Origin of the sequence: Anoxybacillus ayderensis, from assembly GCF_013761015.1 — a bacterium.
Lineage (GTDB): Bacteria > Bacillota > Bacilli > Bacillales > Anoxybacillaceae > Anoxybacillus > Anoxybacillus ayderensis.
The window spans coordinates 183,021-206,996 of sequence record NZ_JACDUV010000001.1 but is presented as its reverse complement, the minus strand read 5'-3'; the positions used below and the strand labels follow the sequence as shown (position 1 = coordinate 206,996).

General features: G+C 42.0%; 25 protein-coding genes. 6 read left to right on the top strand and 19 right to left on the bottom strand.

Annotated features, from left to right (window positions below; genetic code table 11):
• Positions 1-374 precede the first annotated feature (374 nt).
• Together HNR63_RS01055 and HNR63_RS01050 are read right to left on the bottom strand one after the other, a co-directional pair.
• Positions 375-1,166 (bottom strand): hypothetical protein, encoded by a 792-nt coding sequence (locus HNR63_RS01055; RefSeq protein ID WP_181519512.1) that lies wholly within the window; start codon positions 1,164-1,166, stop codon positions 375-377.
• Between the two features lie 54 nt (positions 1,167-1,220).
• Positions 1,221-2,093 (bottom strand): tyrosine-type recombinase/integrase, encoded by an 873-nt coding sequence (locus HNR63_RS01050; RefSeq protein ID WP_181519511.1) that lies wholly within the window; start codon positions 2,091-2,093, stop codon positions 1,221-1,223.
• 342 nt (positions 2,094-2,435) lie between these two features.
• Here HNR63_RS01050 and HNR63_RS01045 point away from each other — a divergent pair, with 342 nt between their 5' ends.
• Positions 2,436-2,864 carry a hypothetical protein gene (locus HNR63_RS01045; RefSeq protein ID WP_181519510.1) on the top strand — a complete coding sequence of 143 codons (429 nt, stop codon included), beginning with the start codon at positions 2,436-2,438 and terminating at the stop codon, positions 2,862-2,864.
• A 91-nt stretch (positions 2,865-2,955) separates the two neighbouring features.
• Here HNR63_RS01045 and HNR63_RS01040 read toward each other — a convergent pair whose 3' ends face one another.
• The 8 genes from HNR63_RS01040 to HNR63_RS01005 form a co-directional block, all read right to left on the bottom strand.
• The gene (locus tag HNR63_RS01040) at positions 2,956-3,255 is read right to left on the bottom strand and encodes a DUF960 family protein (protein WP_181519509.1); all 300 of its coding nucleotides are present in this window, start codon (positions 3,253-3,255) and stop codon (positions 2,956-2,958) included.
• Positions 3,248-3,643 carry a hypothetical protein gene (locus HNR63_RS01035; RefSeq protein ID WP_181519508.1) on the bottom strand — a complete coding sequence of 132 codons (396 nt, stop codon included), beginning with the start codon at positions 3,641-3,643 and terminating at the stop codon, positions 3,248-3,250. The genes HNR63_RS01040 and HNR63_RS01035 overlap by 8 nt, the downstream gene beginning before the upstream one ends.
• Positions 3,644-3,660: 17 nt before the next feature.
• Positions 3,661-4,539 (bottom strand): tyrosine-type recombinase/integrase, encoded by an 879-nt coding sequence (locus tag HNR63_RS01030; RefSeq protein WP_181519507.1) that lies wholly within the window; start codon positions 4,537-4,539, stop codon positions 3,661-3,663.
• A gap of 403 nt (positions 4,540-4,942) precedes the next feature.
• Positions 4,943-5,236 (bottom strand): hypothetical protein, encoded by a 294-nt coding sequence (locus HNR63_RS01025; RefSeq protein ID WP_181519506.1) that lies wholly within the window; start codon positions 5,234-5,236, stop codon positions 4,943-4,945.
• 12 nt (positions 5,237-5,248) lie between these two features.
• Positions 5,249-5,743, bottom strand: coding sequence for a JAB domain-containing protein (locus HNR63_RS01020; protein WP_343047594.1), 495 nt, complete (start codon positions 5,741-5,743; stop codon positions 5,249-5,251).
• A 152-nt stretch (positions 5,744-5,895) separates the two neighbouring features.
• On the bottom strand, positions 5,896-10,215 hold the full coding sequence (locus tag HNR63_RS01015; protein WP_181519504.1) for an Ig-like domain-containing protein: 4,320 nt from the start codon (positions 10,213-10,215) through the stop codon (positions 5,896-5,898).
• A gap of 392 nt (positions 10,216-10,607) precedes the next feature.
• Positions 10,608-11,369 carry an SLAP domain-containing protein gene (locus tag HNR63_RS01010; RefSeq protein WP_181519503.1) on the bottom strand — a complete coding sequence of 254 codons (762 nt, stop codon included), beginning with the start codon at positions 11,367-11,369 and terminating at the stop codon, positions 10,608-10,610.
• A 99-nt stretch (positions 11,370-11,468) separates the two neighbouring features.
• A complete protein-coding gene (locus HNR63_RS01005) occupies positions 11,469-11,921 on the bottom strand; it encodes a hypothetical protein (RefSeq protein ID WP_181519502.1) in 453 nt (150 codons plus the stop codon).
• A 196-nt stretch (positions 11,922-12,117) separates the two neighbouring features.
• Between HNR63_RS01005 and HNR63_RS01000 the strand changes: the two genes are divergently transcribed.
• Entirely contained in the window at positions 12,118-12,534 is a 417-nt protein-coding gene (locus tag HNR63_RS01000; protein ID WP_246316696.1) for a helix-turn-helix domain-containing protein, read from the top strand.
• A gap of 20 nt (positions 12,535-12,554) precedes the next feature.
• Here HNR63_RS01000 and HNR63_RS00995 read toward each other — a convergent pair whose 3' ends face one another.
• Entirely contained in the window at positions 12,555-12,893 is a 339-nt protein-coding gene (locus HNR63_RS00995; protein WP_181519501.1) for a DUF1640 domain-containing protein, read from the bottom strand.
• Positions 12,894-13,257: 364 nt separating this feature from the next.
• Here HNR63_RS00995 and HNR63_RS00990 point away from each other — a divergent pair, with 364 nt between their 5' ends.
• Positions 13,258-13,665 (top strand): YwpF-like family protein, encoded by a 408-nt coding sequence (locus HNR63_RS00990; RefSeq protein ID WP_085788699.1) that lies wholly within the window; start codon positions 13,258-13,260, stop codon positions 13,663-13,665.
• Here HNR63_RS00990 and HNR63_RS00985 read toward each other — a convergent pair.
• The 6 genes from HNR63_RS00985 to HNR63_RS00960 all read right to left on the bottom strand — a co-directional run bounded on the left by HNR63_RS00985 (position 13,662) and on the right by HNR63_RS00960 (position 19,655).
• Positions 13,662-14,153 (bottom strand): class D sortase, encoded by a 492-nt coding sequence (locus HNR63_RS00985; RefSeq protein ID WP_085788698.1) that lies wholly within the window; start codon positions 14,151-14,153, stop codon positions 13,662-13,664. The two genes, HNR63_RS00990 and HNR63_RS00985, sit on opposite strands and share 4 nt — an antisense overlap.
• A complete protein-coding gene (locus tag HNR63_RS00980) occupies positions 14,135-15,055 on the bottom strand; it encodes a processed acidic surface protein (protein WP_181519500.1) in 921 nt (306 codons plus the stop codon). Before HNR63_RS00980 ends, HNR63_RS00985 begins: the two co-directional genes overlap by 19 nt.
• 60 nt (positions 15,056-15,115) lie before the next feature.
• The gene (locus HNR63_RS00975; RefSeq protein ID WP_181519499.1) at positions 15,116-16,462 is read right to left on the bottom strand and encodes an aspartate kinase; all 1,347 of its coding nucleotides are present in this window, start codon (positions 16,460-16,462) and stop codon (positions 15,116-15,118) included.
• Positions 16,463-16,511: 49 nt separating this feature from the next.
• A complete protein-coding gene (locus tag HNR63_RS00970) occupies positions 16,512-16,940 on the bottom strand; it encodes a DUF1284 domain-containing protein (protein ID WP_181519498.1) in 429 nt (142 codons plus the stop codon).
• Between the two features lie 34 nt (positions 16,941-16,974).
• Positions 16,975-17,457, bottom strand: a complete 483-nt coding sequence (locus tag HNR63_RS00965; protein ID WP_021094681.1) for a competence protein ComK — start codon at positions 17,455-17,457, stop codon at positions 16,975-16,977.
• A gap of 89 nt (positions 17,458-17,546) precedes the next feature.
• Positions 17,547-19,655, bottom strand: coding sequence for a methyl-accepting chemotaxis protein (locus tag HNR63_RS00960; RefSeq protein ID WP_181519497.1), 2,109 nt, complete (start codon positions 19,653-19,655; stop codon positions 17,547-17,549).
• A gap of 190 nt (positions 19,656-19,845) precedes the next feature.
• Here HNR63_RS00960 and HNR63_RS00955 point away from each other — a divergent pair, with 190 nt between their 5' ends.
• Complete coding sequence (locus HNR63_RS00955) at positions 19,846-20,412, top strand: hypothetical protein (RefSeq protein WP_246316695.1); 567 nt, start codon at positions 19,846-19,848, stop codon at positions 20,410-20,412.
• Between the two features lie 22 nt (positions 20,413-20,434).
• Here the strand turns inward: HNR63_RS00955 and HNR63_RS00950 are convergent, their stop codons facing one another.
• A complete protein-coding gene (locus HNR63_RS00950; protein WP_281363142.1) occupies positions 20,435-21,625 on the bottom strand; it encodes an SEC-C metal-binding domain-containing protein in 1,191 nt (396 codons plus the stop codon).
• A 67-nt stretch (positions 21,626-21,692) separates the two neighbouring features.
• Here HNR63_RS00950 and HNR63_RS00945 point away from each other — a divergent pair, with 67 nt between their 5' ends.
• Positions 21,693-22,550 (top strand): CvfB family protein, encoded by an 858-nt coding sequence (locus HNR63_RS00945; protein WP_042535304.1) that lies wholly within the window; start codon positions 21,693-21,695, stop codon positions 22,548-22,550.
• Positions 22,547-23,530 (top strand): Gfo/Idh/MocA family protein, encoded by a 984-nt coding sequence (locus HNR63_RS00940; protein ID WP_181519495.1) that lies wholly within the window; start codon positions 22,547-22,549, stop codon positions 23,528-23,530. Before HNR63_RS00945 ends, HNR63_RS00940 begins: the two co-directional genes overlap by 4 nt.
• A gap of 8 nt (positions 23,531-23,538) precedes the next feature.
• Here the strand turns inward: HNR63_RS00940 and HNR63_RS00935 are convergent, their stop codons facing one another.
• Positions 23,539-23,970, bottom strand: a complete 432-nt coding sequence (locus tag HNR63_RS00935; protein ID WP_181519494.1) for a VanZ family protein — start codon at positions 23,968-23,970, stop codon at positions 23,539-23,541.
• Positions 23,971-23,976 lie beyond the last annotated feature (6 nt).

Here is a 23,976-nt window from a genome sequence, read left to right as displayed (position 1 = left end):
AATGACTGCATGTAACAATCAAAAACAGATGAACAAACCACATCATATACAATCGTCTTTTTAAAGAACGAGGAAAGGATGATCCGTTTCTACGCATGAAACAGAAAAAAAGACAAGGTCATAAACATATAATGGAAAGGAATCCTTACAAACGAAAACATACAAAAAATCACGATCCAAAACACAAAGGAAGGATAACTCCCTAACTCCTTACAAAATATCTTTCGTTTGCTTCATTCATCTGACTGCAAAAAAAATGGGGGACGCGGGGGAAAGGCTGTCTGTCCTTGTGGCTGTTGGGGTTTCACGTCTCTCTTTTCGGGGGACTGCGTCGGGGGAAAGGGGAAGGGCTGACACAACACATGCCAGCCCCCTCACTCATGCGATCGAAGCAGACGCTCGATTTCATATTCAAATCCATATCGCTTGAAAAATTCAATCAATGCCACCTCAAATAATTCACGCTGTTTAATGTTTCGTTGATTACAAAATTCGACCGTCAAATTTTGCAAAGCATCCGAAATCTGTACGGTCTTTCCGCTCGCTTTTCCCGGAATGATGTAACGCGGGATCGTGTCTGGTGCTTGCGTAGGCACGAGCCATTCCATGAGCTTCTCCTTATTTTTCTGCAACATTTCCAGCAGCGGAAGGTATTGTTGGAACTGACGAAGCTCGTCCGTTGAACGAATGGACATGTGCGTTTCTTCTTGCCTTTCCGCTTCTTGGTTGACCTTGCACGCATCCTTTTGTTCGGCAGGTGTCGGTTCGATTTTCCCTGTTTTTTTCACATAGTTTCTTTCATCCGGAGACCATATATAACCTTTGGCGGTCATATATTCCGCCAGCTCCCGATGATCTTTCACCCCTGCCTTTTTGCATACTTCCTCAATATCGACCGTTGGTTGCTTCAACATATTAATGACGATTTGCGCCTTTGTCAGCGGCAATGCCTTTTCTTCCTGATGCTTCTCACGTGGAATCTTTGGAACGTACGTCTTTTTCTCACTATCCCACGTGAAATTCCTTCTTCTCATGTAAATATCCAGCGTTTTATAATTGGCATGACCAAACATTTCCGCTAATTCATCTCTTGTTAATCCTTCCGCCAATCCCTGCAAAATTTCCTTTACTCGCTCATCATAGATCGGCTTTTCCGATGTCGCCATGTGCTACACCTTCTTTCCTGATGAATGGAGGAGAGACGAGAGGTCTCTCCCACTTTATAACGTGCGAATCGCTTCCACCAGTTGCTCTTGATTCGCATGCACGTATACCGATGTTGTTTTTAAATCCGCGTGTCCGAGTAATTTTTGAATATGAACGATGTGCACATTGTTTTTCACTAAATTGGACGCAAAGCTATGTCGAAGCACGTGGCACGTCACTTTCTTTTTCCAGCCAAGCTTCCGTGTCGTTTCATGCAACACGCGATTCACGTACACATCGGACAGCTTTCCTGTTTTGGACAAAGCAAAGAAAAATGGGCTGTCTGTGGCTGGACGAATGTGCTCTTTGTAATGCTTCAACAACGGAAGCAACTTTGGGCTGATTGGCACTTTTCTTTGTTTGTTCCCTTTTCCGTTTTGCACAAAAATGATGCCTTTCTCCAAATTCACATCTTCCAACGTGAGCGACAAACATTCCGTAATGCGCAATCCTGTGTAAAAGAGACATTGAATGACGACTTGAATGGTCGGGTGTTGGATGGCTTGGACTAATTGTTCATATTCTTTCTCGTCAATAAACGTCCGCTCTTTTTTCGGTGCTTTTAATTGGTCAATCGGTGCGACGACATTCCGCACTGTCCAACCTTTTTTGATCGCATATTTATAAAAAGACCGCAACGTATTCAAATGCCGATTCACACTCGCAGGTTGATAATGGCGTTCCACTCGCAACATACGCAAATATTCTTCTACATCTTTCGTTTGAATATCGTCTAAACAAACGAATCCATTATACTTCTTTTCTAAAAAGCGACTGACCATTTCTAAATCTTTGGCATATCCAGCAATCGTTTCTGGACTGGCATTCCTTGCCTTCAATCCTTCCATAAACTCTTTCGCGCATGTACGAAACAACTTGTTCTTCATCGCGATTCCTCCCTCCATGATCTCCCGATGATTCAAGATAATAATATATATCTGTAAAACTCCTTGTTTCAGGTGGATCACTTGTTTTGCATCACTGTTTCCCTCATGGGCAAAAAACGATGGCTTGATGCATCTTTTGATTCGTCTTTCTCTTGAATCCACAAACGACAAATGTCCATGACTCCATCGTTCTTTCCCCTCCTGCTTCCCATTTTCGGTCGACCGAAAAAACATGCGATGCGAATGTTTCTGTCCATGCACAAAATGAGGCACATTTTGGATTTTCCAGTCGACCAAAAAATGAAAACAATAAATTAAGACATCGCGAAAGGAATGATGGAATTGAGACCAACCAACCCACGCAAGCGGCTGTTTGACTTGGAACAATATGAGAAAAAGCAAAAGAAACAAATCGAACACTTGTTGGAAAAACAAAAGGAATTTTTGTCCGAATGGAAAGCGTTAAAAAAAGCACTCGAAACGGAAAGTGATGCATTCGAAAAGAAGCGAATCACATACAAAATGCAGTCACTCGAGCGGCGCATAGCGATGGCAAAGGAAGAATTGAAGAAAAAAGGGTATAAAGACAACAGAGGGCGACCAAAAAAAGAAGCAGGAACGACGTATAAAGAACAACGTGTCAAATTTACAGCACATTTGTTGCCAGAAACGATCGCTTATTTAAAAGCGCTCAAGGAAAAAGGAGTCATTCCTGATCTTTCTTCCTTTCTGGACGAATTAGTCCGTCATCATAAAAACGAAACCGAATAAGCGGCAAAAAAAATGAGGTCAAATGCTTCTTTCTGCTTTGACCTCATCCCACATTTCCAAGAACGTATCATTCTTTATTCGCTAATATTAATCAATAACAACTCGGAAATAAGACGATGACATGGTCTTGTTGATCCATCACCCACACCGTCTGTTCGATGGGAGGGGCTTTTTCCAGCGGCACAAACACCGTCGTTTCTCGCTCTGGCTGTTCTTGCCGTTGAACGAGCCATTGTTCGTGATTTTGCACGTAAAACTCAAACACTTGTAAGTAATCCGTCATTTTCTCATTCCTTTCATCCACATACCGAAGGATGAACTGTAGATGTTCTTCACTTAATGTGTCGGCGACCGCACGTGTCATATAACGAGGCTTGTATCGTTCAAACATAAAAATCCCCTCTTCCTTCGTTCCAATCGGCTTGTTCCAACAGCCATTGTTCCGTCGCTTCATCATGTATGCCAACGAGCGTATAAAATAGCTGAAACTCATGCCCCCATCGTTTCGCGATGCGGTAAAAGACCATCCCTCCATGATGATGTCTTTCGACATATTCCAACGTAAATGGATCATCTACTTGTGCCATGACGTCATCCTCTTTTTCGAGTAAAATGAGCGCTTGATCGTATGGCAAGAAGAAAGCATGCAACGATGTTTCTTTTCCACTTGCCTCATAAAGATGCAGGAAGTCCTGTTCGATCGCTTGAATGAGCGGCTGTGGTGCCCGCCTGTATGCTTTTAATGCTTCGATGTCATTGACACATTGAATGACTTTCATCGTTCCATTTCCCCTTCCTACAATAGCTGAACAGCATCCATTTTTTCCTGCCTTGTCGTTTGAATGTAAAACCTTGCGGTCATGTTCACTGTACTATGCCCTGCTAATTTACTGACCGTTGTTAAATCGACTCCTTTTTTCAACAAGCGCGTGCAAAACGTATGGCGAAACAAATGCGGATGCAAGTGAAATCCGAGTTCCTTTGAAACGTTCGCCAGCCACTCCCTGACCGCATCGCGATGCATCTTTGGCGCTCGTTGGCTCACAAGCAAATAGTCGCTGTCGACAAAACGCGAGTTCGCTCGTTCGCCTTGTTCGTATTGTTTCATGACGTGAAGCACATCTTGCCGCAACGTGATCTCGCGCACTTTCCCCCCTTTGCCGCGAACGGTGAGCGTACGGGCTAAAGCATCAATGTCGGCTCGTTTAATGTTCACCAACTCCGACACGCGCACGCCTGTATAAAGCAATAAGTAAGCAATCAGTTTATTCCGTTGGCTTACTTTTGTCTGATCCTCTAAATAAAACAACAGCTTTTCGACTTGTTGTTCCGATAATGCCGTCACGACATGTTCACTTCCAGCGGCAATCGAGATGCGGTCGCGTTTCAGTTGAATGAAACTGTCGCTTACGATTCCCTTCTTTTGCAGGAAGTCATTGTACACTTTTAAGCTGTTGATTTTTTTGTTGATCGTCGCCACCGCATAGCCATGGTCGATTAAATGTTGCTTATAACGGACAAATGAAAAACGAGAAAGCGGCTGACGTGAATCGACCGCCTTCTCGACCATATACGCCTGAAACTTTGCCACATCCCCGACATACGACTCCATCGTTTTCGGCGATTTCCCTTCTTCAATGAGCCACTGCTTAAATGCATGGAGTAAATCTTGCACAAAATCCCCCCTAAAACAGAAAAAACGATGGATACCTCATTCATCCATCGTTTCATCGTTTAATGATGTCAATGATGGTTTTCACCGTACATAAAGGGCACGATTGCTTGCATAGGCAAGAACACGGAAATACTTTCATCGGTCATTCCTCCTTTTCATTGTCCTTCGTTCATCCATTGTTTCATCGCTTCCGTAGCAACCGTCACCACAATGGTCGCAACAACTTTTTCCCACATGTCTTTTTCCCCTCCTTTCCCTCCCGACTCCCGACAGTTATATCATAATGTCATGAGTTTTTTGGCGCGAAAATGCTGGCGATGTCTCGGCACACATCGAATGTACCAGCGATCGTTGGAACATGTTTCGTTTTGTCGGGAGTTTGGCAACAGAAATGTCGGGAGTTTCACACATACATCGTATAACCGATTAGCTTTCCGTCTTTGATCCACACTTCGTACAATCTTTCCCTCGTTCCTTCCGCAACGACCACACCAGCAATCCACTCATTCCCTTCTGCATCCACATACATGAACGCCTCTAATAAGAGCGGATTTGGCAATTTCGCCACATGTTCGGCAGGAATGAGTAAGTCATCGATCTCCTCATGGTCAAACGCATACGCTTCGTACCCGACTTCCTCCATGTTCACTTCCACGCCAAACGCACGTTTCATTTTCTCTATAAACCATTCGAGCATGATTCTTCCCCCTCACACGTACCCTTTTTCTTTCAACGACACGAATCGCTCACCGCCAACGACGACATGATCTAACAGTTCAATCCCGACAATTCTCCCTGCCTCCACGAGCCTTCTTGTCACCTCAATGTCTTCTCTTGACGGCGTCGGGTCGGTCGATGGATGATTGTGCGCCACTAACACCGACGCCGCATTTGCCAAAATCGCCGACTTAAACACCTCGCGCGGATGGACGATGCTTGCATTCAAACTCCCGACATGGCAAACGTGAATGGCTGTCGGCTGATTTTTCGTGTCCAAACAAACGACGACAAACACCTCCCGATCCGCATCGGCAAGAAACGGCTTCAGCAGCTTGTACGCATCCTCTGGCGACTGAACACGCCGCTCCCTGTACAACACACTCCCCTCCCGAACGAGCTTTAGGCTCACAATGTTCACGCGCTTTGCAGACTGCATACGACTCCCTCCTAAAAATAAAAATCGCCCCAATTCCTTGAAGGGAATTGAGGCATTCAAAAATATAATATATATTCCAAACCACGTTTAATGCGAAAAAAAAAAGAAACAGAGAGCCATATGACTCTCTGTTTCTATTAATCTCGACAATCTTCGGGGCGTGACAGCACGCAACCCTTAGACAACGATAATTCTATTAATTAGTTACTTACGTCTACTGTTGCTGTAGTTACAGTATTTCCAGCAAGGTCTTCTACTGTATTAGGAACAGTTACATCATCGCCAGCCACAATGTTTGCTCCACTAAATACTACACGTACAGTTTTTCCATCAGATAGTAATGTCGCAGATGTGAAAGTCTCTGTATCACCCGACGCAGCAGTACTAATTGTATAAGCAGCACCCTCTGCAGTTGTTTGATCAACAGCTTCACTAAATCTTACATCTACAGTCGTTGCACTAACTCTAGTAACAGAAACCACAGTAGGAGCCGTTGTATCAGCAGTACCTGCTGTAATCGTGATTGGCGCAGTTGCTACAGCAGCGTTACCGCTAGCATCCTTAATGTACTGGTTAGCAGAACCTGCAATCTTAATAGTTGTGTAACCTGGTGTGATATCCATGCCACTAGCATTTGTGATATCTAGTGTAATTTCTTTATCACCAGTCTTAACAGCTGTTACTGCAGATGGAGCTAAACCATTAGCAAATGCGAACTGACCAATTGCGATAGACGCAGTTGTTGCATTTACGGATTCACTGAATGTCAATACAATTGTATCATCTGTATCGTTACCTGGTGTACCATTGTCTTTGTATACTGCAGATACAAGTGTAGGTGCAGTTTTGTCATTAGATGTAATTTTCACTTCATCAGCAGCAGCAACTCCAGCTGCAGGTACTCCCCAGCTATTTATAATATCGTTACTGCCAGCAACATCAAGCGTAGTCGTACCAACAGTGAATGGTGTTGTTACGCCCGTAATTGTAAATACCAACGTATCGTTACCAGACAATGTTGGGTTTGATAATGTTACTGGACCACTACTAAATGCTAGGTCAGCATGGTTAATATTTGAAAGTGTTGAAGTGTTAATTGCTTTATCAAACTGAACAGTTAAAGTATCGTTTGCGTCAATAACACCGTTAGAGTTTGCATCGTTATATACAGCAGACTTAATCTTAGCAGCTGTTGCATCAGTTGGTAATTGTAAAGCATAATCACCAGCAACAACTGCAGTAGCAGCTACACCATTTTTGCTCACAATGTAGTCATTCGAAGCTAAATCAACTGTTGTAGTTCCAAGAGATAAAGATGGTGAACTTCCAAGTACAACATACACTTCGTTTGCGTACTCGCCAGGTACCACAGTGAAGTTGCTACCTAAGCTTGGGCTCACTCCGCCAGTAAGAGCAAAGTCAGCAGCAGATAACGTTTTAGTGCTGTCAAATTTTACTGGTTGATCAAAAACAAGCTTAAATTTGTCACCTGCTGAAATGTTTTGTGAACCATCAGCATCAATTAGTGGTGCGTTAACATTTCCAGTTAATGCACTGAGGCTAGGTTGCACAAGAACTGGTGCACTACCGTTAACAGAAGAACCAGAGAACGCAGAAGTAGTTAACTTATCAGTTGCTGTAGAACCATATTTATTTTTAACTCCAGTTACTTCAACAACATAGCTTACACCAGAACTCAAGTTAGAACCAGTGTTAATGAATACAGTTTGCTCATCTGAAAGAAGTTCAACAGATGTTACAGGAACTTCAACAGATTTGTTTGTTCCGTCAACAAACACTTTAACTGTTGCTGTGTTTAGACTATCTTTTGAAATCTTCGCATCAAATTTAACTTTGATTTGGTTCTTGCTATGTGCAGATTGAGAAACAAAACCTAATGCTGCTGTGTCCTTATAAGTGATTTGCGTTGCCGTTTCAGCAGAACCTTTAGCAACAGCATCGTCACCTTCGTCAAGAACAGCATTAGTGTCGTTTGTAAATACTTTAAGAGTTGACTTGTCAGATACACTTTCTACTTCTGTAGCTGTTACGTCAGTAGAACCTGTTAAAGTAAATGTCATTGTATCAGAGTTAGCTAGTTCATCAACTGTGATACCTGTCAAAGTACCAAGAGATGCACCGTCACCGTAAACTGTGAATTTAGCACCTGCTACTGTGTCTTTGTCAACTTTTTCACTAAATTTAACTTTTAATTTGTTTGTATTTGCGTCGTACTCTGCAGAAACAATCGTAGGCACTTCGTTAGAAACTGTTGCATTAACAGTTTGTGCTACACTGTTAACACTATTTGTATCTTGAACCGCACCCGCAGTTAACACTAATTTAGCGTCTGTACGAATTGTTTCAATAGCTTCACGCTGAGCTTCTGTAGGAATTAATTCAAGAGTGTTAGAGTCAGCTGCTGTAACGATTACTGTACCACTAGATAAAGATTGATTTACACTTGCGCCACTAGATGTCTTACCTGTGATAGCAAATTTAGTTAAATCCACAGACGAAAGTTTAACAGTTTTATCAAACGTTACAACTAAACGGTCAGTAACACTATTGTATGCAACTGATTGAACTTCTGGAGGAGCTGTTAATGTAACTGCTTTTGTAACCTCCGCAATTGAGTTGTCATTCAAATCTTTGAATGCACCTGCAGCTAATTTAACAGACAATGTCCCTGTTAATGCTTTTACTTTTGTTAAAGTATCTGCAGATAATGTAATTGTTACTGTTCTTCCATTAGCTGTTCCAGAATAATCAGCATCAACTAAAGCTACTGAATCTGTGCCGTTTGTAAATGAAATACCTAATTCATTTACATCGCTATCAGATAACTTCACGTCTTCATTGAAGTTAATAGTCAATACACCCGTGCCTTTATTGAAAGAAACTGTTTCAATAACAGGTGCTTGCGTGTCTGGAGCTGTTGTTCCAGTAAACGCCACGTTAGAGTTTGTTACAACTGTGTTGCCAGATAGGTCTTTAATAGCAGCTGAAGAGTTATCTACGAACAATAAATAATCAACTGGTAATAAACCAGCAGATGTAGCAAATGCAGTTAAATCAGTAGAGCCAAGTGTGATTGTTACAGACTTCTTATCTGCACTTAATACAGCAGTAGAATCAGTAGTTAGAGCTTTTGAAGTACCGTTTGATTTAACTACAATTGTATAGTTTTGAGTATCGATTGCTTCAGTCTCATTTACTTCTTCAGAGAATGTAACTTTAATTTGCTTAGCGTTTAATACTTCTACTTTTTCAATTGTAGGACGTACATTTGCAACAGTTACTGTACCAGCTTTAGCTTCAGAAGATTTATCACCTTTAACAGCTACTACGCTGTATGTATAATCTCCTGCTTTTAAAACGCCAGTAGTAAATGAGAATTCTCCGTCCTTAACCTCAACATTCTCATTTTTTGCTACTTCTTTGTTATCTTTATCTTTAACAACTACAGTAACTTTTTCCGCACCTGTTACTTTACCTTTTAATGTTACTGTTTCATTTGCATTGTTATTCGCACTTACACTTTCAACCTTCGGCGCAACTTCTTTTACAACAACTTTTACAGTTGCTTTTAGTTCTGTGCCTTCGAATGTTCCGTTAAGCGTATATTCGCCTGGTTTTGTAAGGTCTTTGCTTTCCCAAGTAACTGCTTTTTCAACTTTTTTGCCGTTTTTAAGCGTTACTTCTACTTTTTCAGGAAGTGTAACTTTTTCGCCTTCGTTTACTGTTACATCAGCAACAGCACTTACTTCTTTCACAGCGCCAGCTTTTTCTTCAAAGCTTGCTTTTACTGTATCGTTTAATGCAGTTAATTCTGCTTTAAGCGATGTTGCTTTCTCTAAAGAAGCTGCCGCTTTGTCTAACATCGCTTGCGCAGTCGCGAAGTCTTCTTTGCTTAATGCATCTTGTGCTTTTGTCAAAGCAACGTATGCTGTTGTGTCGTTCTGTAAGCTTGCGATTGTTGCGTTCGCAGATTTGACGAATGCTGCGCGAGCATCTGAACCGTAAACAGCTTTTGTTGCGTTTTGTGCTTTTTTCACTTCAGATACAAGGCGATCGTAAGCTGCTTTTACTTTCGCAAGATCTTTTGTTGCTATTGCATCGCTCACTAGCTTTTCAACTTTGCTAAGCGCTGTTAATGCTGGGTATGCAGCAACGTATTTTTTCGCACCGTTTGTTACATATGTTTTATATGTTGCGTCTAAGTCTGCTAGAAGGGCGTCTTTCTTTTTACCGCCATTCTTTTTCACTTCAGCAACTGCTTTTTTGTACTCAGCATCTGCTTTTTTAATTGCTTCTTGAACAACTTTTACATCTACAAGTTTACCAGTTTTTACAACCTCGTTGTAAGCAAGGTAAGCACCTTTCATTGCTGTTTTTGCGTTTTTCACTACTGCATCAACGCTTGTTGACGCTTCAAACGCATAAGGGTTTGCAGTAACGAATGCGCTTGCCGCGATCGTACTTGCAGTTACGATTTTAATCGCTTTCTTTTTGTCCATAGAATTTCTACGTCTCCCTTCTTTATCTAAACTTTAGAGCAATGAGTACTAAACAATGAATTGATTAGTAGTTTCATTGCCTAAAAGGCCTAACAGGGTCAGACTTTCTACTAAACTTAAACCATAAAAAGAAAAATATACATTTAAGTCTAGTTTGTTACTAAGCTTCCCCATCGCTCCACGTTTACTATAATAATGCATTTCATCTAAAATTTCTAGTGTTTTAATATTTTTTTTACATATTACAACTATACAACTTTGTTACAATAATATTACAAAAAGATAACAATTTATAAATATGCTAAAAAGTGTGTGTAATTGACTGCAGTTTTAACGGGCGATGGAACACAAACATTATTTTACCATGGAATGAAAAAACATTGTATATTTTTTTATCCTTTTTTTCTAACTGACACAGTAATTGGCGGCATTTGTTTTGTCCCTACAACGTTAAATCGGTCATCAATCCATATGTCCATCACATATACTTGTGCGATAAATTGTTCAGGATCGTTTTTAATCGGAAATTGAATTTCAAAATAGTAATCATCGTTGTTTGTTAGTTGTTGAGCAATTTGTTCCATTTGTTCATCGCTCATCACTTGTTTTAAATAAGAGATCGATAAACGAATCGCATCTGTACGATCGTCGAAATATACGCGTAAACGAACGTTGTCTTTTTGAATTTGCCCTTCAAGCATAAGCGGGATTGTGCCGGCAAATACATATGTTCCTTTTACATAGTTGCCATTTTGTTTTTCGATAAAAAAAGAAGCTCGTTGGTTTTCATCGATGACTAATTCATACGCTCCTCTCATCGAACGTTTAATTAATTTTTTCATCGTGTCCTCATGAAGCGGTGTGTATTTTAAGCGCGTATCGTTTGGCACGTATTCATTTTTGTCAAGTTGATAAAACGTTTTCCCATCTTGTTTCACAACGTTGTAGACCGGGCGCTCAACTCCTTTTTTTAACGCATACTTTCGCACGAGTTGCTTTCCTTTTTGTTCATACACCCCCGTCGGACGCAACGTAACAATTTTCCCAATCACCCCTTTTTTAACTTCGACACTTCCCCATTTCATGCTCGCTTCCGCAGGAGTGGCGATGTGAAACAACAAAAGAAGTAAAAGGAATGGAAAAAATTTTTTCATATTATCCCTCCATTACGGTTGATTTACAATGTTATGTCATTCGTGTTGTTTGTTGTTTTTCCTTCTTTACATGTAAAAAAGCAAGCATCCGGCGCTTGCTTAAAATAGGCAGTAGGCAATTTTCCGACCTGAGCGAACAGAAATGGAGCGTAAAATGTAGTGAATGTATCGTTCATCAGTGGCTGTATATTGATCTGTTTTGATGCGTACATATTTTTTGTCGAGGTCATTCCATCTGTGGACAATGATGTCAAGTGTTTGGGTTGCTAAGCGCATAAAAATAGCGATCATCTTTTGTTCGTCTGCCGTTTTAAAAAGTAAAATTAAATCGTCATACTGTTTACATGAAATCATTCGGTAGCGAATCGGGTCTTGTGGTGATTGTTGCATTGGTTTTGGTGAAATGAATTGGAGTGAGTCAGAGAAATGGATCGGAACGATAAATCCCCATGATTTAAATGGTGGCTGTATTTTTTCTTTAATGAGTATGTTACATCTTCTTCCTTCTTTTTTACTTTTATGAACGATGAAATCGAAAAAATAAATGTCCACTGTTCATCCCCCACTTTTTTCAAAATCATCGTTATGTATATTTTTACATTTTAAGAATATTCAATCAACTTTTTTCGACAAAGAACTTGTTGATTTTTGTTCTATTTTTGAACATTTTGATTTTTGTTCTTAAAAAGAACAAAACATCCCTTGTTCTTCTTCTATTGTAAAAAGAAAAAAGGGAATTTGGTGGAAGATGATGTTACAACATATGAGCGAACAAATTAAACGTTTGCGCAAAGCAAACCATTGGACGCAAGAGCAGCTGGCGCAACGGCTAAACGTATCTCGTTCAAAAGTGAGCAAATGGGAAAACGGCGAAGTGCTCCCTGATTTAAAATCGATTATTGACATGAGCGATTTGTTTCGTGTGAGCGTTGATTTTTTACTTGGCAAACATCCGACAGATGAACAACTGCTGCAAGAAGTCAAACTCGCATACGGAACGAACGAGATGAATGAAGAACGACTCGCGCTTATTCGTTATATCAATGAACAGCGTGAGCTCGCGAAGCGTCTATATGCGTTGCAATCATTGCCTTCGCATAAGCGAAAACGAGTGGAAGAAGTAGTCATAAAAATGATTGATGAAATGATTGAAGCATTGAAATAAAAAAAGGGGCTTTTTGCCCTTTATTCAATGCCGATTAATTTTTTTAACCGATACACGTCAGCTTCTGTTTGCCATTGTTTTTGCGCATGCAATTCAAATTTATCGTGCAGCTTGTCCACTTTTGTTTCTAACTTTCCGATGCGCACATGCAATTCTTTGATTTCTTCTCGTATTTCTTGTTTGAAGCTCTCCATTTCTGCACGCATTTCTTGTTTGAAGCTCTCCATCTCTGCACGCATCTCTTGCTTGAAGCTTTCCATCTCTGCACGCATCTCTTGTTTAAAGCTTTCCATCTCTGCGCGCATTTCACGCACTTCATACAGCAATTCTTTTACGGCTTGTAAAACTTGGCTTTCCATTTTCTATTCACCCCTTTCTCCCCCCTAGCATATCACTCCCATCATAGACGGTCAATTGAAAAAAAGAGGCTAGCAAGGGGGGCTAGCCAAACTGTGAGGGAGCAGTAAGAGGACGCATTTTGGAAGGAAATGAGAGGAATCGGTTTTGCATCACCTCCTCGACTCATATGATACGGGAAGGAAAAAATAATGTAAAATTTCGATTTTTCAATTTTCAAGCGATTTTTTTCGTTTTTTTGCCGTTTTTCGGCCGTTTTTGACGAAAAAAGTGCTTGAAAATTCAATTTTCACTTTTTCTTTTCTTTTTTTGTTGTATGTTGTTCGTATGATATAATGGAAATAACTACTGTTGCGAGGTGGTTTTGTGAAAACATTTAAGCTCGTTGCGCTCACGCTATTACATGAGCAAAAACAAGACATTCCGCTCATTGACGGTTTAATGATTAATAAAGAAGATGAAAATAAACGATGGCTCGTTGAAGCGTATATCGAGCAAACATATCGCGAGTTGTTTACATCGTTAAAAGAAAACGGAACGACGTTTGATGCACTCGTCACCATTTCACGAACAACGAACGATCCCGCCCATGTCCGTGCCACCGTCCGTTCGGTGACGTTGATGGGCGAACGAATAAGCGTATTAATGGATGCGACAATTGTGAAACGCTCCAATTTAGCTGAAGTCGTATTAGAAGATTTAGTTCAACGCGGACTGCACGGCGAAACGCTTCTACAACAATTTAAACAACAAATGCATACAAAAAGAAGCTAACGTTTTTGTTTCGCCACGACGACATACCGTTTCGGAGCATCCCCGATCCAGCGAAACGGATAGCATGTAATTAACGTCAACGTCGGATGTGCCTTTGGAACGAGCACCGTTTGATCGTCAGGACGAACGATGCGAATATGTTGCACGACATACGTCCACGTTTTGTCGTTCGTCCGCACGATCAGCTCATCGCCTAATTGAATGTCACCGAGCTGGCGAAATACCGTATCGCGATGCCCTGCTAAAATGGTATGGTTTCCCTCCCCTGGGAGCGCGCTTCGTTCATCATGTGCGACTCCCTTATCCAATTGTTCCATCCCTTCATAAATCGGCATATATATGTTTCGTTTCGGAATGAAAAGCGTCCCGATCGCATCATGCGGTTGTTCACTCTGTTGCACTGCTTCATACGCCCGATGCCAGCCAAGCGCATTTGCCCAAATGAAAGATGCCCCAAAAAGAAACAACGCTATCGCAACGGCTCGCATCGTTTTCCCTTCCTCCATAACACGAAACTTGCTAACAAAAAGCAAACGCCGATGATGATGTTCATTCCGTACGAAGAAGCTGTTTTTGGCATGCGCGCAACGAGCAAGCCGCTTTCTAAATCGAGCGCCATCATGCCGATATGTGCGAGCTGTTCGCTTACATCAATAAACGTACTTTCATTCATTCGTTCGCGCGGAATGTACACATCCGCAACAAAATTCCCTTTCTCATCGTACCACTCCATCACGACAGGGGCATGAACAGTCTGTAATTGTTCAAACGAAATTGGTGTTCGTCCTTGTTCGTTGACTTCATATACTTTCGCTTGAAGCCGATAAAGCGAAAGCCATTCGTTCCAAAAATGGAGCACCGTTTCGCGCTCTTGTTTTGTTAACGGTGTGGATGGATCGCGCAAGACGAGCGTTTGCATTTGTTCGTCGAGACGTTCAAATGTTTGTTTTGCAGACGGAGGGGTACGTTCAAATAAGCGACGAATTTCATCTTCCGTTAGTCCAATCGTCGCTAACATATCTGTCATCGCTTGCATCGTATCGTAACGGTCGCGGTAAAACGATAACGCATAATCTAAATCTTCGACGAACGTATAATGTTGCAGTTGTTCACCGAACTGCCCGAGAAGCGCCTCCGCTTCTTCTTTCGTCATATCGTACCGTAACAACAACGCATCGAGACGTTCAGGCGTGATCGGGGTACCGAGCTGCTTTTTTAACGCATCAAGCGATGAAAAATCGTGAATCGTCATATTCCATTTCGCCAAATAACGCGTCAAATCTTCCATCGTCCACCCGATGTCTTGTACATACTGTTTTACTGCTTCTTCATATGTCGCTGCTTGCACTGGTGTGGCGAATAAAAAAAGAAATAACCATAGCACGCGCATCTTTTTTCCTCCCTTATGTGTGCTATGGTTATTTTGTTCGATTATTCCATTTTTATACGATTAAAAATATACTTCATATAGTGCGCGCACCGCTTTTTCTACCGCATCGGCTTTGACGCCAAACATCATGCTGACTTCCGATGAGCCTTGGTTAATCATTTCGATGTTGACGTTCGCGCGTGCGAAAGCCGCTGTTGCTTTAGCTGCAATACCGACGCTGCGCTCCATTCCTTCCCCGACGACCATAATGAGCGCCAAATCGCGTTCAATCGACACTTCATCGACACGCAATTCGTTCACGATGCGATCTAATACGCGACGCTCGACGTCGCCAGCTAATTGTTCTTCACGTAAAATGACAGACATGTTATCAATGCCTGATGGTGTATGCTCATATGAAATGCCTTCGTCTTCTAAAATTTGTAACAGACGGCGTCCAAATCCGATTTCGCGGTTCATTAAATATTTGCTGACGTTAATGCTGCAAAATCCTGTATCGCTGGCGATGCCTGCCACCGGACGTTCACGATGGTCTCTCGTTGCGACGATCATCGTTCCTGGCGCTTCTGGATTGTTCGTATTTTTCACACATACTGGAATGCCGCGGCGATATACAGGTTCAAGCGCTTCATCGTGAAAAACGGAAAACCCAGCATAAGACAATTCGCGCATTTCACGATACGTCAATTCTTTTAATTGGCACGGATGCTCAACGATCGACGGATTGACGCAATAAATGGAATCAACGTCTGTAAAGTTTTCATACAGCTCTGCTCCAACACCTGCCGCCACGATCGAACCTGTAATGTCCGAGCCGCCGCGCGGGAATGTGACGATATGACCTGAACGGGAGTAGCCGAAAAAGCCTGGAATAATTAAAATGCCGCTTCGTTCATTTAATTTGGCGAGCTGTTCGTATGACTCAGGTAACACTTGCGCATTGCCCGGTTCGTCTGTGACGAAAATGCCTGCGTCTTTCGGACTGATGTAATGCGCCTCATATCCGAGCTGGCGGAGATAATGCGCCATCAGTTTTGCATTGTTATCTTCCCCGCTCGCTTTTAACGCATCGAGTAAACGTTCTGGCTGATCATGATACGTATCGATGAGTTGTTGTAAATGGGCAGAAATGACATCTAAAATGTCGCGCGACAACTGTAAGTCAGTTACAATTTCATCATAGCGCGCAACGACTTGGGCGAGCACCCCTTCGTATATGTCATTTTCAATGACTTTTTTCGCCAATGTAATTAACAAATCCGTCATTTTTGTGTCGTCTTTAAACCGTTTTCCCGGCGCAGAGACGACGACAAATTTGCGCGCTTCATCCGATGTGATGATGTTTGCTACTTTTTGAAATTGCGCTGCATTCGCAACAGAACTTCCCCCGAATTTTGCTACTTTCATATGCAATAACCCTTTCTTTCTATTTTTATTTCATAATCATAGCACAACTTTATTTGTTTTTGTCAGAAAAGTTTTTTAATTTTCGTATTCCTTCTTTACAAACGCCATACGACAGCCACGAACACCCTTCACAAAGCATGTCTAAATCATTCGGTTCAACCATTCGTTTCGTTCGTTCGATCAGCTCGGATTTCATATATATACCTCGTTCTTCTAGCTGTAACTGGTTGAGCACACGTCGATCCATTGCCAACACATGATCGTTCGACGCTTCATCTGCTTCACAGCGATCCACCCCATGATGCGGGCATGCATCACATGCTTCATCGAGAGCGGCGATGACGCGAATCGGAAAATCGTACTCGTCGTTTCGTATATCATCGACAATTTCGCTCATTTTTTTGACGAACGATTCACTATACCCCATTCCTTGAAACCCATGTACACATAATAAATGATGTCCTCGTAACGTCCGCATCGTTTTCCTCTTTTCTTTCTCGAAATATTATACACTATTTTTCATAGTTATTCACTATTCTTTGTTGTAAAATGAAAATTAACATCGCCGTTTTATACATCTTCCCTTCCATCGTTCCTTTTTGTATATCAACAATTAATTGTTTATTATTTTTTAAAACGACTTTCGTTTTCTTTTTCCCATGCGGTTGTATCGTCTTGATGTGAGATTGAGCAATCCATACGCATCGGTCGCTGTCAGGAGAACATGTTGGAAAGAAGTAAAGCCGAAGCGCTTCACAAACGGAGACGGGAGCCATTTGCCGAATGCCGAGAATATGTTTTGCTGCTTGTACTTTCCCTTCATACGTACTTCCATAATAGCGGCAGCTTTGTTGCATAATTTGTTTCGGCGACTGGTCCACTTTGTACGTGTCGTACAGCTCATAAACGATTGTGCCAAGCCGACCGTATTCATCATATTGCGGCACGAGCGCAGCCGTTTCCTCCATAATAATGTATTCTTCCATCCGTTCCATCCAAACTCCCCCTCACAAATATATGTTCGCATTTATTATAATGAATTTTCATAATTTTAACAACAAAAATCCCGGAGAAATATCCGGGACTAAACGGTAAATTGCTTTCCTTTTTCGGCTAAATGTTGCGCCTTGTCGCTTAACGTTTGCACGTTTGCGGCAATTTCTTGAACAGCAGAAAGCAATTGTTCGTGTGCAGCTGCTGCCGTTTGTGTTTGCTGTTCTGCTTCTTGTGCGATCGCTTCGGTCTCTTTCATCGTCATCGCCAGTTCATCAAACGCACTTGTCATCACCGCAATTTTTTGAGCGACGTCGTCCATTTGTGTCATCACATGATTTGTCGTTTGGTGAATGCGGTTAAACGTTTCGTCCGCTTCGTGTGCGATCACCATGCTTTTTTCGGACTGTTGTTGCACATGTTGCATCGCTTGAACCGATTGTGATGTATCCGTTTGTACTTCTTGCAATAGCTCGCGTATTTGCTTTGCAGATAAAGACGATTGTTCCGCCAGTTTCCTTACTTCGTCTGCGACAACAGCAAATCCGCGACCGTGCTCGCCTGCGCGCGCGGCTTCAATGGCGGCATTTAATGCAAGCAAGTTCGTTTGTTCTGCAATGTTTGTAATCATCGTCGCCATTTGGGCAATATCGGCAGAGCGTTGATGCAACGCTTGAATCCATTCGCTTGATTGCGTAATAAAATCGTTCATCGTTTTCATTTGTGCAATCATTTTATCCATCGCTGCTGTTCCTTTTTCGGCTTCATTTGTCATTGCTCGCGCCGCCTCTGCTGCTTCTTGTGAACGAGATAAAATGTAGTTTGTATCGTCGACAAGCGTATGAACAGCCTCGACATTTTGTTGTGCCCATATGCGTTGCTTGCTCGATCCAACGGCGACTTCTTCCATCGTTGCACCGACTTGTTCCATCGCTTGCGCCGCTTCTTCAGTAATCGCAGTCAACTCGTGGGCGGATGCGGACACGTCATACGTCAATTGTTGGTTGGCGCTAATCATTGACCGGAATGAAGCAACGAGCGATTGGAATGACTGAGCAATATGCGCAAATTCGTCGTTTGACGAGACGGACATTTGCACTGTTAAATCCCCGCTTGCCGCTTGTTTGCTTGCCTGCTCAATCGCTGTAATTTGTTCACGCACCGCCATGTAAAAAGCGATAAACAAGTAAATGACAGCTGAAACAGCAAAAGCCCCTAAGCCGATCGTCGCCCATTTCTCAATCGTCACCGCCCGATATTCACCATCTAAGTGCGTTTGAAACGCATGTAATGAAAAGCGAGCCAAATCATGAAGCTTCTCATGTGCGTCGTTCGTTTTTTCATATAAGTCAACCGATGTTAACGAAATGCGATTCGTTTGCAAAAATTCGCGTTGAAATAAGCTTGTCATGCTTAATAAATCCGTTGAGATGATGTCATTATATTGTTGTACTTTTTTGCGCATCTTTTCATCGTCAGCAAAAAGCGGAGCAGTTGCACGGCTGATCGTTTGCATCGACGTTTCTAATACGTTTATCCAATATGTCATTTTTGAACGTTCAATTTCATACAATTCGCTTTTTAACGTCAGCTCTGCCGCAAACGACTGCGCCCCTCCGATCGTTTCCGTCAGAAATGGCACATGCTCAACAAATAGACGGGCTAAATAATGATTGTTCATATCGTTATCGAGCGACACGTTCGAACGGCTAGCCACATGAAGCAACAATTGATGCAAATCGTAGACGAGAGCGTTATGACGCTTCACCGCCTCGCTTGCCGTGTACACTTTCCAATTGTCTTGCACATCTTGCATTTGCTGCAACAGCTGCTTCCATTTCTCTTCCTCAATAAAGTTTGCGTTTTGCTCTTTATGTACGCTTCGTAATGTTTGTATTGATTTTTTCAACATCGCTTGCGCCTCTGCTACTTTGTCTTCTTTCCCATGTCCGAGAAGAACGACCGTCGTATATTCGCGATGTTTTTGTATGCCGTACATCGCATCAATCATCGGCGCGATGTATGCCACTCCTTGCTTTTCTTTTTCAAGTAGCGTCGCTTTATCGGTCAATAACCGAACGTACAAGACGCTTATTGAAAAAAGGGTGAACATAAAAATGGTCGCAAGCAACATAAACTTTTTACTAAAGGGCAAGCGATTCAATAGCTCTTTTCCTAACGTAAACATCGGCGCATTCACGCTCCTTACGAAAACAATATGTCTATATTGTTTTCTATTTTATCAGACGATTCGTAAAAGTTATATAACAAAAATAAAAATAGGTCATTATGCCTATATACATAAAAAGTCAGCTATTTTTTCTTTATAAAATACTTGGTACAATAATGAGGGTAATGTTTATTTTTCAATGGGAAAGGACTGCACATGGATGGAATGGACGAATGATACAGTAAATCGCGCAGTTATGGCACTCGTACAACAATTAACGAAAGATTGGACGAAAACGAAAGTACACTCAGAAATATTAGAAATTTTCATGAACATGCGTTTAGAAACGAAAAACGAAGAAGAATATGTGAACTTGCTTTTAACGAATGTCGCTTTTGCTACGGAATCGAGTTTTGCCTTACAAAAAATATTTGAGCTTATTTTATTAAATAAACAATTTCCACCTGCTGAAGCGGTACAAGCTTGGCTAACGGATGCGCATGAAAAAATTCAAGAACAATTGCCAACGTTGCGCGACGTGTATTGGAAACATTTTAGCAACGCACAAGGCGAAGAAAATATAAAAAGAAAGCTAGAGTTAAGTTATTGCCCTATGTTACTAAGTAATCGCATCAAAACAGATTTCATTTTCGCTTTCATTCATGAACAAAATCAACCGATGATGAAAGATTTTTTCGACGCAGATCCGAAAGCTGTGCTCGAAGCGCTTCATCATATCAGCGGCTTTTTCGCCAGCATGATTTTAGAAGGAATCGAACTCATATAAAAAAGGGAGCCACGCGCTCCCTTTATTCTTCATCGCAATCTTCACATACTTCGAATATATCTTCATCGTCCCAATCGTCATCATCCCAATCGTCCCAGTCTTCATCTACTCCAAGCGCTTCGGCTAATTCGTCAATCTGTTCTTCCAACATGAAATCTAAATCTTCAAGAGCGATATATAAATCATCAATGCGTTTCGAAAGCGTGCTTGCTGATATGCCGTACATTTCCGCCAGCTGTTTTTGCGACATCCATTCTTCTTGCAAAACAGTTTCTATAAGAAGGTAATGCAAAGCAGCCGCATACACTTCCGGCTTGCGAATGTTCGGGTTTTTCGCGCGACAATATTGGCGCCATATAATACGCGCAGTATCAAGAACGTTTCGATCGTCAATGTTTGCTTTTTGTTCAAGTATCGTTAATACTTCTTGATGTTTCGGTGACAACTCGTCCGTATCAATTAATGAGAGCGATAGCGACTGTTGAAAAATATATGGATATTGCTCGATCCATTGTTGACGGTCGTTGTTACATTGCTCCCAATGCTCTTGTACAAAATGTTTTACAGCGTTCGATAACACGATCGGCATCGGGAAAAATGTTGAAAAACAAGTGGTATATTGCCCATGTGGAACGAAAACGCCTGTTATCACTTGCCCCACTTCGAGATCGTAATCAATATGTTCATCTAAAAATTTAATTTGTTTCGTTTCGCCTGTGACGAGATCTGTTCCGAACGCAAACGAACCGTCCATATGATCGATTTGTACAAATGACGGAAGCGCTTCTTTCCAAGACGTCAAAATAGACAGCACGGTTGGGCGGACGTGATGTTTCCGAATCGTGCTTAAGTAATAATCGAGAATCGTCATGCCGCGCATATCTTTTTTAAAAAACATCACCCACACGCTAATAAAAAATCGAAAAATCATGAGCGCGTCTTCATCTCGTTCTTTTTGATTTATGTATGCTTTTGTACGTTGATATAAAAATGACTCGTGTTCGAAAGTGGCATAGCGAATGAAATCGTGCATATGCTGTTCCACTTCTTGATCGACGAGCTTATGAATGGAAATGACATTATTGCCGCAACAATGTTTATACTTTTTCCCGCTTCCGCACGGACATAACGCGTTTCGTGCTACTTTATTCATCGTCGTCACCTCAATCTCTTTTTCTTTTATTGTATCACGCCAAACTGGAACAAGATACATCCTTTGTCTCTTTCATTTTAATCATGTACAATAATGGATAAACTACTTACAAAAAAGGAAGAGATACATGATTGGACAAATGGTTACATGGAAAGTAAAAGAACAAAAACCGTTCGGTTATATCGTCACAGACGGAAAAGAAACGGCCTTGCTTCATGAAAGTCAATGTGAAGGCGAATTACACATTGGGGAAGATGTGCATGTATTTTTATATCATGATCACGACGGACGCATGCGCGCGACGATGAAAAAACCGCTCATTACAACATCGTCATACGGTTGGGTAGAAGTGGTCGACGTTGTACCTCAATTAGGCGTTTTCGTTCATATCGGCATCGAAAAAGATATGTTATTATCGATTGACGACTTACCGTCGCTTGCGACGCTTTGGCCTGAAAAAGGAGATGAATTGTACTGTTCACTCCAAGTGGACAAACGAGGGCGACTGCTCGCTAAACTGGCAGATGAAGAAACGATGAAACAAATAAGCGTTCCTGCGCCACCTTCTGCGTTTAATACAAACGTGCGCGGGCGCATTTATCGCCTCATCAAAGCTGGCTCTTTCCTCATCACAGACGTTGGCTATCTCGGATTTATTCACGAATCACAAAGAAGACGAGAGCCGCGTCTTGGTGAACTTGTGGAAGGACGCGTCATCGCGGTGAAAGAAGACGGAACGATGAACGTATCACTGCTTCCTCGCAAACAAGAAAGCTTACAAACGGATGCCGAAACGATTTACCAATATCTCGAAAGTCGCGGTGGGGCGATGCCATATGGCGACAAAAGCGATCCCGAAGATATTCAAGCGCGCTTTCATATGAGTAAAGCTGCCTTTAAACGAGCGCTCGGACGATTAATGAAAGAAAACAAAGTGTACCAACAAGACGGTTGGACATACATCAAAGGGAGAGAAAACGAATGATTCGCTTTGCAACAATCGGAACAAACTGGATTACAGAGGCGTTTATTCGCGCCGCCAAACAAGTCCCGTCATTTCATTTACAAGCTGTATATTCTCGCCAAAAAGAAACGGCAGATGCTTTCGCCGAAAAAACAGGCGCCACGCAAACGTTTACTAATTTACACGAGCTTGCCGCATGCGATGATATTGATGCCGTATATATCGCAAGCCCAAACGCGTTTCATGCTGAACAAGCGATCGTGCTTATGAATCACGGCAAACATGTCATATGTGAAAAGCCGCTCGCTTCTAACGTAAAAGAAGTAGAAGCGATGATTGAAACAGCAAGAAAAAACGATGTCGTGCTCATGGAAGCGATGAAAACAACGTGCTTGCCAAACTTTCAAGCCATTCAACATCATTTGTCGAAAATCGGGCGAATTCGTCGTTACGTCGCAAGTTATTGCCAATATTCTTCGCGCTACGATGCGTTTAAGCAAGGAACGATCGCCAACGCCTTTCATCCTGCCTTTTCAAGCGGCGCATTAATGGATCTTGGCGTATATTGTTTATATCCGCTCGTTGTGTTATTTGGTGAACCGAAGTCGATTCAGGCGCATAGCGTCCGCCTATCGTCTGGAGTAGATGGCGAAGGAAGCATTATACTCGATTACGGTGAAATGGATGCGGTTGTTATGTATTCAAAAATCGCAAACTCTTATACTCCTGCCGAAATTCAAGGGGAAGAAGGAACAATCGTGATCGACACGATTCATACCCCCACGCGCGTCCATATTCATTACCGCGACGGGCGTATAGAAGATATAAGCGTTCCGCAACCGCATGAGCCAATGTACTACGAGGCACTTGAATTTATGACGCTCATCGAACGAGGAGAAAAGGAATCAACGATCAACTCACACGCTCATTCGCTCGCAACGATGAAGATTATGGAAGAAGCACGAAAACAAACAGGCATTGTCTTTCCTGCAGACGAATAAGCGAGCGACTATGCTCGCTTATTCACTTTCCAAACGATCCATAAAACGATCGTTGCTCCGACCATATCGATCATGACGTCAGAAAATAGTGCCGTTCGTTTCGGCTGAAACGATTGATGCCATTCGTCGAAGATAGCATATATGAGCGTAAAAATCCAAGCAATTCGGTAACGATAGCGGTGTGGGTGCGTAGCTTTCCACACAAGAAACGCTAACGTTCCAAACACCGTCATGTGCGCACATTTCCGAACGATGAAATTCCACGAAAATACCCCATCGCTCACAGGACGGTTCGTTTCAATTCCAAAATAATTTAACCACTGGCGAATCCATTGCGCGGTTTGCTCTCCAGTAAATAGCGGAGACTCCGTAAAATAGTAAATAAGCCCACACCATATAAACACAAGTCCCCACCATATCAAACGATTTGTTTTCGTCATCTTTTA

What these genes read in the sequence shown, in the direction of transcription:
- HNR63_RS01055 (WP_181519512.1), bottom strand. Translation starts at nt 1,166, where the DNA reads ATGGCGACATCGGAAAAGCCGATCTATGATGAGCGAGTAAAGGAAATT.
- HNR63_RS01050 (WP_181519511.1), bottom strand. Translation starts at nt 2,093, where the DNA reads ATGAAGAACAAGTTGTTTCGTACATGCGCGAAAGAGTTTATGGAAGGA.
- HNR63_RS01040 (WP_181519509.1), bottom strand. Translation starts at nt 3,255, where the DNA reads ATGTTTGAACGATACAAGCCTCGTTATATGACACGTGCGGTCGCCGAC.
- HNR63_RS01035 (WP_181519508.1), bottom strand. Translation starts at nt 3,643, where the DNA reads ATGAAAGTCATTCAATGTGTCAATGACATCGAAGCATTAAAAGCATAC.
- HNR63_RS01025 (WP_181519506.1), bottom strand. Translation starts at nt 5,236, where the DNA reads ATGCTCGAATGGTTTATAGAGAAAATGAAACGTGCGTTTGGCGTGGAA.
- HNR63_RS01015 (WP_181519504.1), bottom strand. Translation starts at nt 10,215, where the DNA reads ATGGACAAAAAGAAAGCGATTAAAATCGTAACTGCAAGTACGATCGCG.
- HNR63_RS01010 (WP_181519503.1), bottom strand. Translation starts at nt 11,369, where the DNA reads ATGAAAAAATTTTTTCCATTCCTTTTACTTCTTTTGTTGTTTCACATC.
- HNR63_RS01000 (WP_246316696.1), top strand. Translation starts at nt 12,118, where the DNA reads ATGATGTTACAACATATGAGCGAACAAATTAAACGTTTGCGCAAAGCA.
- HNR63_RS00995 (WP_181519501.1), bottom strand. Translation starts at nt 12,893, where the DNA reads ATGGAAAGCCAAGTTTTACAAGCCGTAAAAGAATTGCTGTATGAAGTG.
- HNR63_RS00985 (WP_085788698.1), bottom strand. Translation starts at nt 14,153, where the DNA reads ATGCGAGCCGTTGCGATAGCGTTGTTTCTTTTTGGGGCATCTTTCATT.
- HNR63_RS00980 (WP_181519500.1), bottom strand. Translation starts at nt 15,055, where the DNA reads ATGCGCGTGCTATGGTTATTTCTTTTTTTATTCGCCACACCAGTGCAA.
- HNR63_RS00975 (WP_181519499.1), bottom strand. Translation starts at nt 16,462, where the DNA reads ATGAAAGTAGCAAAATTCGGGGGAAGTTCTGTTGCGAATGCAGCGCAA.
- HNR63_RS00970 (WP_181519498.1), bottom strand. Translation starts at nt 16,940, where the DNA reads ATGCGGACGTTACGAGGACATCATTTATTATGTGTACATGGGTTTCAA.
- HNR63_RS00965 (WP_021094681.1), bottom strand. Translation starts at nt 17,457, where the DNA reads ATGGAACGGATGGAAGAATACATTATTATGGAGGAAACGGCTGCGCTC.
- HNR63_RS00955 (WP_246316695.1), top strand. Translation starts at nt 19,846, where the DNA reads ATGGAATGGACGAATGATACAGTAAATCGCGCAGTTATGGCACTCGTA.
- HNR63_RS00950 (WP_281363142.1), bottom strand. Translation starts at nt 21,625, where the DNA reads ATGTATCTTGTTCCAGTTTGGCGTGATACAATAAAAGAAAAAGAGATT.
- HNR63_RS00945 (WP_042535304.1), top strand. Translation starts at nt 21,693, where the DNA reads ATGATTGGACAAATGGTTACATGGAAAGTAAAAGAACAAAAACCGTTC.
- HNR63_RS00940 (WP_181519495.1), top strand. Translation starts at nt 22,547, where the DNA reads ATGATTCGCTTTGCAACAATCGGAACAAACTGGATTACAGAGGCGTTT.
- HNR63_RS00935 (WP_181519494.1), bottom strand. Translation starts at nt 23,970, where the DNA reads ATGACGAAAACAAATCGTTTGATATGGTGGGGACTTGTGTTTATATGG.